The sequence below is a fragment of the Streptomyces sp. WM6372 genome, from assembly GCF_001279655.1.
In the GTDB taxonomy this organism is placed as follows: Bacteria; Actinomycetota; Actinomycetes; order Streptomycetales; family Streptomycetaceae; genus Streptomyces.
The window spans coordinates 17,486-28,721 of record NZ_LGDB01000242.1 but is presented as its reverse complement, the minus strand read 5'-3'; the positions used below and the strand labels follow the sequence as shown (position 1 = coordinate 28,721).

The following is an 11,236-nucleotide window of genomic DNA, read 5'->3' as shown; positions in this document are numbered from 1 at the left end:
CAACGCCGGCGTCGCGCTCGACGACCCGCCGCGCAAGGAGACCGGAGACGGTCACGAGCTCATGTTCGGCACGAACCACCTCGGGCACTTCGCCCTGACTGGGTGGCTGATGCCGCTGCTGTCGGCCGCGCCGTCGGCCCGCATCGTGACCGTGGGCAGCTTCGCGGCGAAGTCCGAACGGCTCGACCTGGACGACCTCCAGTCCCGGAACGACTACCAGCCCAAGCGCACCTACGGACGCTCCAAACTGGCCCAGATGTACTTCGGCGTCGAACTCGACCGCCGCCTGCGCGCCGCCGGCAGCACGGTGGCCAGCGTGGTGGTCCACCCCGGCGGCGCGCTGGACTCCCTCACCCCGTCCCGGCCACCGGTCCATGTGCGAACCACCGGCGCGCGGCTGAGCGCGGCACCCGCCGCCCTCCTCGTCCAGGGCAAGCACGCCGGCGCATGGTCCGCGGTCCGAGCGGTACTCGACCCGGCCGTGCGTGGAGGCCAACTGTGGGGACCGCGTGTCTTCGGCCTGCGCGGCGAGCCCCGAAGTGAACCGGTGTGGAACCACCTCACCGACCCCTCCGTCGCCGCGCGGTTGTGGGACGCGAGCTGCGGTCTGACCGGCACCGCCCCCGGCGCCCTCCCCGGATGAGCCGGCTGTCGTGTGGGGCACCTGTGCCGTTACGGTGGCTCGATGGTGCACGTGCGGGAGATGGACGCGGCCGACATCGAGGCCGTTTCGACGATCCGAGTCCGAGGATGGCAGGCGGCGTACGCCGGCATCGTTCCCGAGACGTATTTGGATGCCATGACGGTGGAAGCCGATGCCGGTCAACGGCGGCAGCGGTTCTCTCGACCCGAACGAAAGTCACGAGACCTCGTGGCCCTCGGAGACCGTGGCCCGGTGGGGTGGATCTGCTTCGGGCCGTGTCAAGGTGACGTGTCCGGTCCAGGACTGGTTGGTGAGGTCTACGCCCTGTACGTCTCGCCGGATCTGATCGGCCGGGGCATCGGCCGGATCCTCCTGGGCGAGGCGCATGCCCAGATGAAGGGCCAGGGCATCGGGGCGTCAACTCTGTGGGTTCTGCGTGACAACCAACGAGCCCGGCACTTCTACGAACGGGCCGGCTATCAGGCCGACGGCGCGGCTCAGGAGGACGTCTACGACGGGATCACGCTCACCGAGCTCCGCTACCAGCGCGTGCTGTGAGACTCCGGGCGCCGTAGCCGTCGGCGGGGGCGCATTGCCGCGTCGCACCGGCCGAGCGGGTGGTAGCGGCGGATCGGCAGGAGTGGGCGCAAAACCCTTTCCCCTCAAGGGGCGTACGGCGAGCCGTGCCGGAGCGCCGCGGACCGGCCGTGGAGTCACTCGGATGGTCGGCAGCCCCGGCGACAGCGGATTTGCTTGAGTTCCGGAGTTCGTCCGTTCGCGCGTTCTTCAGGGAGATCCCCGTGTCCTACCGTTCGAGCCTCCGCGGCGTGGTCGTCGGAGCCTGTACGGCGATGCTCGTGGCCGGTTCAGGCTTGCTCGGCCTTCCCGTCCAGGCGGAGGGGCTGGATGGGCAGCCCGCCCAAACGGGTCGCGTCATCCCCCTCGCCAGCCTTTTGACCAGTGCCTACCCCTCCTCGCCCGCTCCAGGCATGGCTGCACCGGGCGCGGGGGCGCGGCCTCTGTCCCCGCCCTGATGGCAGGTCGCCCGGGAGGATGGGGGCGAGTGACGGCAGCCGTTCTCGGATGACAGTCTGAGGCGATGAAACCCTGGAGCACCTCCACCGAGAACGACCTGCGGCATCTGCTCAACGAGTGGGATCCGATCGGCGTCGCTGACCTCGTGCGGGACGAGTACGACTGCATGCTCGCCCCTCTGCTGGGGCGGCTCTGTGGCGGGACCAGCCAGACGGAGATCGGTGAGTTCCTGCGGCACGAGCTGGAGGATCACTTCGGCCTCGATCCTTTGGGCCTGCGGCCCGACGCGATGGCGGCCCGAGTGGTCGCCTGGTGGGAGTCCGCCGGCCTGCCCGATGGCGCTCGCCGCCCGCGTAGCCGATCCCTCGGGAGCATCTGATCGTCGCTGCGGTCGTGTCGTTGACTGACGCGCAGGGGCGCGGTTCGCGAGGGCTTGCGGTTGCCGTTGCGTCAGCTTCTACGGTCGTGACCAGAGCCGGAGAGACCGGCCGGGTGAGGTGATCGTGAGGGAGCCGGAGATGGACTGGCCGATCGCGGAGGTGGCCCGGATGTCGGGCGTGACCGCTCGGACCCTGCGCCACTACGACGAGACGGGTCTGCTGCCGCCGGCCCGGATCGGCGCCAACGGCCACCGCCGCTACGGGCAGTCCCAGCTCCTGAGGTTGCAGCAGATCCTCGTGCTGAGGTCCTTGGGCGTCGGCCTGCCGGAGATCGCTCGGATCCTGTCCGAGCAGGTCGACGAGGTCGAAGCCCTGCAAGGGCACCACCGGCGCCTGCTTGCCGAGCGGGACCGGCTCGATGCCCTGGCCGTCACCGTCTCGCGCACGATCATCGAACTGGAGCAGTCCAGGAAGGACGGCACCCCCATGACCATCAATCGCCCCGAGAACCTCTTCGAAGGTGTGACACCCGCCCACTACGAGCACAACATGGCCGAATTCCCCGAGCTCGCCGAAGCGCTCGCACAGCGGGCCGCGGGAATGAGCCAGGCCGACGCCGACACCGGGCACCGTGCACGTACCGCGCAGATGATCCGCCTGGCCGAACTCATGGCCGCCGGCCACCCGGTCGACGCCGACCCGGTACAGGCTGAGATCGACGCCCAGTACCGGGCGCTGACCGATCTGCGCGCGGTGGCCGCTGAGGAGTACCGGGCCATCGGGCGTGCCTGCGTGGACAACGACGTGTGGCGCACGGCGTACGAGACGATCGCCCCCGGCCTGGCCGCCTTCCAGCGCGACGCCATCGAGGCCTACGCCGTCAACCGTCTCGCCTGAACGGTGGGCAGGGCCGCCGCGGCGAAGGGCGGCGGCCCTGCCGTCCGCGCTGTCCGGCTCTGACCGCTCTTCCGTGACGACTGCCTATCCGAGGGCTGCTGCCGAGCGTCGTTCGATGGCCATGGCCCGGACCGTATGTGGACGGAGCGTGGGGAATTCAGCTGGTGGAAAGGGGCAGTTGCTCGGCGAAGCGGCAGACGGCGCTGGTGAAGGCAGCTGGGTCGTCGAAGTTCGCGAGGTGCCGTGCGCGCGGGATCAGTTCGATCCTTGCCTGCGGATGGGCGCGGGCAAAGTCCCTTTCGCCGGACCGGAAGACGGTGTCCTTCTCGCCGTTGAGGATGAGGACGGGCGCCGCCACATGGCGCATGGAACCCGCATCGAAGCGGCCCAGTACCTCGCCCCATGCGGCCGGCACGGTGTGAAAGGCGTATCCGGCGCGGATGGTCGGCCCCACCACGTCCAGCGGATAGAGGCGGCGCAGGAACCGGTCGTTCCACCGGGTCAGCCGGTCCGCGGGTACGCGGGGGACGGCCTTTGCGGTCCACCGGTACGGAATCGCCCAGCCGCCTCGCGTCGAGGCGCTGGCACCCGCGAGGACGAGCCCGCGCAGTTTGTCGGGGCAACGCCGCGCGAACTCCAGGGAGGCGTACCCGCCGAGCGAGTGCCCGACCACCACGGCCGGCCCGCGACCGAGCGAGTCCACCGCCGAAGCGATGGTCTCCGCCGCCGCGTCAAGGCTCCATGGTTCGGCTGAACGGGGGCCGTGGCCCGGGAGGTCGACCGCGGCCACCGGAAAGCGTTCGTGGAGAGCGGCGAGCTGCGGACTCCACTGTGCTGCGCTGAAGCGCGTCCCGTGCACGAAGACGATAGGCGGCACATCATCTGCCCACATGAATCCCCCCAGGATCGTTTCTTTCCTCTGCCCAACTCTACTGACAGGGCGACGTGATACCCGTCGCCCCCCGGTTGCCAGGCGGCCCTGCGCGCTCGGACCGCGCCGTCCGCACCGCCCACGCGCGACGGGCGCAGCCATCACGGAAGAGCGGGCGGAGCGACCACCTCGACCGACCAATGGTCCAGACCTATTGACGGGGTGTGCCGGTCCTCCTACGATCCGGTCCGGCACACCCCCCATGTCACCCCCTCACCCAGGCCGGGCGTCACGCTCCCACGCGTCAGTCATGCCCATGACACCCGGCGGGAAGGAAGCGCAGCATGTTCCGTCGAAGGTCGCGCGCTCCACGTACGTCGGGCGATGTCCGCCCTTGCCCCGATCCCGGCCGACCCGAGGGCGACCAGGTCGGGAGCGAGCCGCTCGGGGCTCCCCGCCCGAACGGAAGAAGTGCGGAGCGCACGTTGCGGGTGAACCGGACCGGCCGGAGCACCCAGCACAGACCGGCCGTCCTGAGGCGCTCCCTCGCCGGGGTCAGTGCCGCTGCCGTCATCGCCACCGGCCTCGCGGTGGGCGGCTCCGTCACGGCCGGAGCCGCCCCCGCCAACCTGGTGGCCAACTCCGGCTTCGAGGACGGGCTGTCCGACTGGACGTGCCCCAGCGGTGCCGCCGGGGCCGTCGGCAGTCCGGTCCGCTCCGGCAGCTCCGCGCTCAAGGCGGAACCGACCGGTCAGGACAACGCCCAGTGCACCCAGACCATCAGTGTGCGGCCCAACTCCCCGTACACCCTGAGCGCCTATGTACAGGGCAGCTACGTCTACCTGGGCGCCACCGGCACCGGCATCACCGGCACCCCGTCCACGTGGACGCCGAACAGCCCGTCATACAGCCAGCTCAGTGTCACCTTCACCACCGGGCCGAACACCACCTCAGTGACCATCTACCTGCACGGCTGGTACGGGCAGCCCGCGTACTACGCGGACGACGTTTCGCTCAGCGGCCCCGGCGGAGCCGACCCCACGCCGACCCCCACACCGACCACCGCTCCACCAACCACCACCCCGCCGACCACGCCCCCGCCGACCACCGCGCCGCCGACCACCACCCCGCCGGGTGACACCTGCCCCACGAAGCCCAGGCCGTCAGGCAAAGTCCTCCAGGGCTACTGGGAGAACTGGGACGGCGCCTCCAACGGTGTCCACCCCGGTATGGGCTGGGTCCCCATCACGGACAGCCGGATCGCCGCGCACGGCTACAACGTCATCAATGCCGCCTTCCCGGTGATCCTCTCGGACGGCACCGTCCTGTGGCAGGACGGCATGGACGCTGGTGTCAAAGTCTCGACGCCCGCCGAGATGTGCCAGGCCAAAGCAGCCGGGGCGACGCTCCTGATGTCGATCGGCGGAGCCGCCGCCGGCATCGACCTGAGCTCCAGTACCGTCGCCGACAAGTTCGTGGCGACCGTCGTCCCGATCCTCAAGAAGTACAACTTCGACGGCATGGACATCGACATCGAGACCGGCCTGTCCGGAAGCGGCAACATCAACACGTTGTCCCCCTCCCAGTCCAACCTGATCCGCATCATTGACGGCGTCCTCGCACAGATGCCGGCCGGCTTCGGCCTCACCATGGCCCCCGAAACCGCGTACGTCACCGGTGGAAGCGTCACCTACGGGTCGATCTGGGGCGCCTACCTGCCGGTCATCAAGAAGTACGCCGACAACGGCCGCCTGTGGTGGCTGAACATGCAGTACTACAACGGCAGCATGTACGGCTGCTCCGGCGACTCCTACCAGGCCGGCACGGTCCAGGGCTTCACCGCGCAGACCACGTGCCTGAACAACGGCCTGACCATCCAGGGCACCACCATCAAGGTGCCCTACGACAAGCAGGTACCCGGTCTGCCCGCGCAACCCGGCGCGGGCGGCGGCTACATGGCGCCGAACCTGGTCAGCCAGTCCTGGAACGCCTTCGGCGGGTCGTTGAAGGGGCTCATGACGTGGTCGGTGAACTGGGACGGCTCAAAGGGCTGGACCTTCGGCGACAACGTCAAGAGCCTGCAGAGCCGTTGACGTCCCGCTGACTTCCCGCCCGGCGCCCGGCGCCCGGCGCCCGGCGCCCGGCGCCCGGCTACGGCAAGGCCGGCGGACGAGTCGGCCCGACCGGGCGCGGCCGCCCGCTCTCGGAGCGGCTGCCGACGGTGTGGCCGCGCGGGTCAGTAGAGGCGGTTCACGGCGTTCTTCAGCGTGGTGTTCTTGAAGAAGTCGACCGGCGGGGCACTCCAGTTGCTCTCCCACTCCACGAGCGTGACCGTGTCGCCGTCGCGCCCCACGCCGAAGAGGTGGTTGTGGTACTGCTCGCTGAACGTGTAAGCGATTCGCATGCCCTGGACGGTTGCCCCCTCCTCCACGTCCACCGCCCCGTAGTCGTAACCGGTCGCGATGACGTTGGGCCGCTCGCCCTCGCGGACCGGGCAGTCCGCGTAGGCCTGACGGGCCCGGGCAGCGAACGCGATGGCCTCGGCTTCCGTCTCGAAGACCACGGTGTTCTGGATGCCGGAGGCAGTCTCGGAGGTGTTGACCTCCCGGTGCCAGACGTTGACCTCGGGCCGATGGTGGTCCGGCCAGAAGCCGGTGCAGGTGGACAGGTCGGTCCAACCCCGTGAGGCCGGACTGCCGTACCAAGTCGTGCCGTCCTTCGGCATGTCGGAGAGGTAGATCATCCCCGGCCGAGGCCGCCAATCGACGGCGGCCGCCTCAGTGCCGGACAGCAGCACCGTCAACGTGGCGGCGACCAACGCTGCGGTCATACCGCGCACGGGTACGCGTGATTCCATGAGATCCCCCGAATTGCTGGGTGTTCCGCCCTGGCCCCGAGCCGGGCAGTCGTGGCTTCAGCCTGCTGCCCGGCTGGTCCGGGCCGGGCGCCTCGCACGGTGGAATGGCGGGGTCTTCCCCCGCATCTGGCCGGAATTCTGGTGTTCGGTCAGGGGAGTACGGCTGCGGCCTTCTCGTAGTCGGCCGCCTGTGCCGGGGTGAGGAGGCGGCTGACGCGGACCAGGGTCGTGCCGTGGAGGTAGTCGTATTCGGTGAGGGTGGGGATGCCCTTGGTGACGGTTTGGATGTAGTCGTGACGGGCCTTGGCGTCGGCTGCGTCCGGGAACATTTCGATGCTGCCGCCGAGTTCGACGTCGCCGGGCTTGTTGCCCTCGGTCTGGTCGGCCGGGATCCGTCCGTCGGTGAACGTGATCTTCGACGTGTACTGGTGGGGGCGCCCGAGGAAGTGGTTCGGATCGTTCTCGGCGGTGACGGTGCCGCCGAGCTTGGCGGAGGGTACGGCGGCGGATATGGCCGCGAAGGCGCCGGCGGCGTCGGCCGCGGCCTTGCTTGGGGCCGGCGCGGGGGCGGCGGTTTGTCCGCTGGGGGCGGCCTTGGGTGTGCTGGTGGCGGCGCTACAGCCGGCGAGCAGTGCGGTGGTGATGACGGCTGCAGCGGCGTGGGTGGCTCGGTTCATCGGATCCCCCGGGGTGCGTGAGGAGCCCCATCTGACCTCCTCTCGGGGAGGGTCGTGGCCGGTGTTGCCGTTTCGTGACGGTCGGGGTCGCGAGGTGCTCGCACCGCAGCGGCCGAGGGGGCGCTGCATCGGACGGGCTCATTTGCTGCTTTGGCTGCGGCGGAGCTCGTCGATCCGCTCCGCTAGAGCGTTCGTTTCCGCGGTCAGTCGCACGCGTGCCTTCTTCTGCTCCATGTCACCCTGGGCCTTGAACGGCCCGCTGAAGTGGGGTTGGAGCTGGGTCCACCAGCCGTAGTCCAGCATCGCCCACGCCTGTGGGCAGAGGGGGGCACGGGTCTTCGGGAGGTAGCCGCCGTCGACCAGGGGCTGCTGGTACTTCTTCGGGTCGCTGCCTTCCAGGTAACACAGGAAGTTGAAGACCCTCTGCTGGGTGACGGGGTGGTCGCTCGCCAGGTTTTCCAGGGTCAGCCGGCCCTCCTTGCGGGCGATCTCGTCGAAGAGGATCGCGGCCGCCAGCGATGGTCCGGGCCCGACCTCGTTGATGGTGTAGAAGGACGCGAAGCCGTCAGCGGCGTCCTCTTCCAGGCCGAGGTTGGCCAGGAGGAGCTGGCGTTGCAGGGCGTGGCCCATCTCGTGGCCGAAGATGAACTCGGTCGACAGCACGGTCAGGTCATCGGCGTTGTACTCGGACGCGGGGAACGGGGACGGCCGCTCGGTGGTCTTGACGACGTCGGTGAGAGCCTCCTTGATTTCAGCCAGGAACGACGGCGGGACGAAGATCGTCCTGCCATCGGGCTGGGTGACGGCGTCGGTGACGCCGGGCGGCACCTCGGCGGTGACTTTCACGACCAGGTCGTGTGGGAGGGTGAGCGTTCCGTTCACCCAGCCGGCCACCCGCTCCAGCACACGGGAGTTCCGGATCAGTGCCACGACCTGCCGGTCCTGCGGTTCGACCGTCCTGTCCTCGTAGACGACGGTGACCCTGCCGGAGCGTGCTGCCTGGGGGTGAGGTCCTGCTCCGGGGCCCTGCCCTGGGTCTCGGGCCTCTGCGCCGCATCCGGTCATGACGACCCCGGCGAGGACCAGCATGCCTGCCAGAGCGCTGCGCGCCCTGTTCGAGCGACCGGCGGTGTTCGGCATCCTGCTCGGCTCCCGTCGCACGTTCCTGTACTCATCCTCCGGCCGACCGGAGGCGGGTGCCTGTCGAGCGGTCCGTTCGGGGGACCCTGGTGGGACGCGCTCCTGGGCAGCCGCTCGACAGCGGCGCGGTAGCCGCAGCCTGAGCTGAGGACGGGCTCAGCTCCTCGCCCCTCGTCCATGACTGCGCTGGGCTGTACGGGACGGCAGAAATCGAACTGCTCATGACTTCGGACAGCGTGGGTCCCTGCCGACTTGGCAGGGACCCACGCCACAAGCACCAGAGGAGTGCCGGGGCATCTCCCTCAACGAGCCGCTTCCTGCTCAGTGCGGCTCAGCGTCTGCTGGTGGCCTGACGGCCCGGCTTCACCTCAGATGGCGGATGAAGAACTGGTTGGCGGCGTCCCCCGCGAACTCCGGCACGCCGGTGTGCCCGCCGAGATTGGCATGCAGGGTCTTCTCCCTGGTGCCGAAGGCGTCGAACAGGTCCAGGGCCGCCTGCCGGTCGTTCCCTTCGTCGTCCCATTGCAGCAAGACGTGAAGCGGAATGGTGACCTGGCGGGCCTCCTCGAACATCGCCCGAGGTACCAAACTGCCGGCGAACAGAACGGCGGCCGAGACGCGCGGCTCGACCACCGCCAGCCGGATCCCGATGGAGATCACTCCCCCCGAATACCCGACCGGTCCGCCGATCTCGGGCAGCGAAAGGAGGGAGTCCAGGGCGGCCTGCCATTCCGGGACCGCCTTTTCGACGAGCGGGAGGACGAGGGCGTTGATGAGCTCGTCGTCGACCGGCTCGCCGGCCGCCATCGCACGGCGCAGGTCGGCGCGTGCCTGATCGAGGGCGGGCCAACGGGGGCGGTCGCCGCTTCCGGGGAGCTCGATGGTGGCCGTGGCGAAGCCCTCAGCCGCGGAGTGCCGGGCCCGGTCCACCAGTCGGGGATACATCTTGCGCAGCCCGAGGGGAGGGTGGCCCAGCAGGATCAGCGGCGCCGGTGCGGATGCGGATTCGGGCGTCCACAGGATGCCGGGGATCTCACCGAGGGTGAATTCGCGCTCGAGGACGCCGTCGTCGAGGCACTGCTCAGAAGTGAATTGCATGGTCGTGCCTTTCGGGAGTGCTCAGATATGGCGCTCCCGGACGACGACCTATCGCCCGACCGTGACCCCGGAGGAGAGCACCCATGTCGAAATGTTCACGGGTACCACCTCCTCGTTCTCTCGCACGGCCTCCGGAAACGTAGCAGTGGTCGCGGTGGCCTGCCAAGCGGGTTTCCTGCGCGGGGTCCGTAGCCGGATGCCCCGGATCGTCGATGATCCGGTCCGCCGCCGCGTTGAACCCCCGAACAGCGGGGCGAGGGGGAGTGTGTACTCCTCATGGACCGCCTTCACCGCTCCGCCGCAGGCGTGGGGTGCCGGCCGCTGAGAGCAGAAAGTCAGCGAAGTGCTCGGTGAGTGGCTCGCCCGTCAGGGGCTCGAGGAACAGGAACTGGCCTTGGGGGTTCACCTCAAGCCATACGGGCTCGCCCTCTGGTGTCAGCTTGAGGTCGATCACACCCATGCGCAGCCCCAACCGGTGCAGCACCGTGCCCACTTTTCGGCGGAGGTCATCAGGGATGGGCCAACAGGACATGGGGACGTTGAGATCGGGGCGCCAGTCGAGTGCATCGGTCTCGATGAGGGCGGCGTACATCTGCTCCCCGAAGCAGTTGAGCCTGATGTGCCGGCGGCCCTCGACGTACTCCTGATACATGGCTGGACATATCTCGAAGGAAGACACCGGGATCGTGTCAGGGGCATCCAGCCAGCGCGTGTAGAGCGCCGGCCCGCGAGCGCCGACCACTGGTTTGACGATGGTTCGCCCGACTCGCCGAGAGAACGCGATGACGTCTTCGCGAGACTGCGAGACGAGCGTCCGGGGCACTCGGAACCCGGCCTCTCGGGCCACGCTCAGCTGGTACAGCTTGTCGGAAGCCCGGTCGGTCGCCTGAGGCGGTGAGATCCACTGGCCTCGAAAGGTCGCAGCGAGCGCTCCGCCAAGTGCGCCGCGGCAGTCGTTGTTGACGAGGCCGCGTTCGTGGGTGGTACCCCCGTGCGCTGTGGTCTCCTGGTCCATCTTGGGCCGACGCCACCACAACAGTTCCGCGTCCTCGACCGCGATCCTCACGTTTTCTGACGTGAGGAATGTCGCCGCAGGAGTCCCCTCTTCTTCCTCGCTGTGCGAGTTCCAGGAGACTCCCTCTCTGCCGCTGATGCTGTCGGACTCCACGATGTGGAAGTCGTAGGACCCCCTGGTGCGCACCGCGTGTTGAACGGCGAGAGCGTGCAGGTCGTCGCGGTGGGAGACGGTCACTATCACGTCACTGCATACCGGAGTCGTCGCTGTTGCATGCCTTTCCGAAGTTCGACCCCGTCTCGCAGGCAACCCCCGCGAGGTTCTCGGCGACGATCTCGAGGCCGGTGGTGAGCCGCACGTTGGCTTCCCAGGTCCGAAGTTGTTCAGGGGTCCGCATGGGGACGAAGGAGTTCGCCTGAACACTGAGGACAACGGGGGGAGGCATCTTTACGAGACCTTCCGCATCGTCGTCCAGCGGTTCGCCGATCTTGAATTCTGGCATGGTTCTCACCTCGGATCAGTACCCGATGTGTGCTGACACTCATCTCCATCAAAACACCAAGGGGTCTCCGTCGCCCACCCCAACTGCACCCTGGGCGACGGGCGGTGGTGGAAACTCGAAC

General features: G+C 68.8%; 11 protein-coding genes and 1 pseudogene. 5 read left to right on the top strand and 7 right to left on the bottom strand.

Annotated features, from left to right (window positions below; genetic code table 11):
- From ADK52_RS36685 to ADK52_RS36670, 4 genes and pseudogenes are all read left to right on the top strand, one after another.
- Positions 1-643, top strand: a pseudogene (locus ADK52_RS36685) (short-chain dehydrogenase); the annotation flags it as partial.
- Positions 644-685: 42 nt separating this feature from the next.
- Complete coding sequence (locus tag ADK52_RS36680; protein WP_053694170.1) at positions 686-1,201, top strand: GNAT family N-acetyltransferase; 516 nt, start codon at positions 686-688, stop codon at positions 1,199-1,201.
- Positions 1,202-1,742: 541 nt separating this feature from the next.
- On the top strand, positions 1,743-2,057 hold the full coding sequence (locus tag ADK52_RS36675; protein WP_053694166.1) for a hypothetical protein: 315 nt from the start codon (positions 1,743-1,745) through the stop codon (positions 2,055-2,057).
- A gap of 139 nt (positions 2,058-2,196) precedes the next feature.
- Positions 2,197-2,955, top strand: a complete 759-nt coding sequence (locus ADK52_RS36670; RefSeq protein ID WP_053694165.1) for a MerR family transcriptional regulator — start codon at positions 2,197-2,199, stop codon at positions 2,953-2,955.
- Positions 2,956-3,112: 157 nt separating this feature from the next.
- On the opposite strand, the gene ADK52_RS36665 is transcribed toward ADK52_RS36670, so the two are convergent.
- Positions 3,113-3,847, bottom strand: coding sequence for an alpha/beta fold hydrolase (locus ADK52_RS36665; RefSeq protein ID WP_053694164.1), 735 nt, complete (start codon positions 3,845-3,847; stop codon positions 3,113-3,115).
- A 470-nt stretch (positions 3,848-4,317) separates the two neighbouring features.
- On the opposite strand from ADK52_RS36665, the gene ADK52_RS36660 reads away from it, so the two are divergent.
- Entirely contained in the window at positions 4,318-5,919 is a 1,602-nt protein-coding gene (locus ADK52_RS36660) for a carbohydrate binding domain-containing protein (protein WP_199828605.1), read from the top strand.
- Positions 5,920-6,062: 143 nt separating this feature from the next.
- Here ADK52_RS36660 and ADK52_RS36655 read toward each other — a convergent pair whose 3' ends face one another.
- The 6 genes from ADK52_RS36655 to ADK52_RS36630 all read right to left on the bottom strand — a co-directional run bounded on the left by ADK52_RS36655 (position 6,063) and on the right by ADK52_RS36630 (position 11,115).
- Positions 6,063-6,656, bottom strand: a complete 594-nt coding sequence (locus tag ADK52_RS36655) for a hypothetical protein (RefSeq protein ID WP_053694162.1) — start codon at positions 6,654-6,656, stop codon at positions 6,063-6,065.
- A 176-nt stretch (positions 6,657-6,832) separates the two neighbouring features.
- On the bottom strand, positions 6,833-7,360 hold the full coding sequence (locus tag ADK52_RS36650; RefSeq protein WP_053694161.1) for a hypothetical protein: 528 nt from the start codon (positions 7,358-7,360) through the stop codon (positions 6,833-6,835).
- A 138-nt stretch (positions 7,361-7,498) separates the two neighbouring features.
- Positions 7,499-8,500, bottom strand: coding sequence for a DUF4344 domain-containing metallopeptidase (locus ADK52_RS36645; RefSeq protein ID WP_234344405.1), 1,002 nt, complete (start codon positions 8,498-8,500; stop codon positions 7,499-7,501).
- Between the two features lie 363 nt (positions 8,501-8,863).
- On the bottom strand, positions 8,864-9,598 hold the full coding sequence (locus tag ADK52_RS36640; protein WP_053694160.1) for a dienelactone hydrolase family protein: 735 nt from the start codon (positions 9,596-9,598) through the stop codon (positions 8,864-8,866).
- A 274-nt stretch (positions 9,599-9,872) separates the two neighbouring features.
- A complete protein-coding gene (locus tag ADK52_RS36635) occupies positions 9,873-10,850 on the bottom strand; it encodes an ATP-grasp domain-containing protein (RefSeq protein ID WP_234344404.1) in 978 nt (325 codons plus the stop codon).
- Between the two features lie 7 nt (positions 10,851-10,857).
- Positions 10,858-11,115, bottom strand: coding sequence for a hypothetical protein (locus tag ADK52_RS36630; protein WP_053694158.1), 258 nt, complete (start codon positions 11,113-11,115; stop codon positions 10,858-10,860).
- Positions 11,116-11,236: the final 121 nt, after the last annotated feature.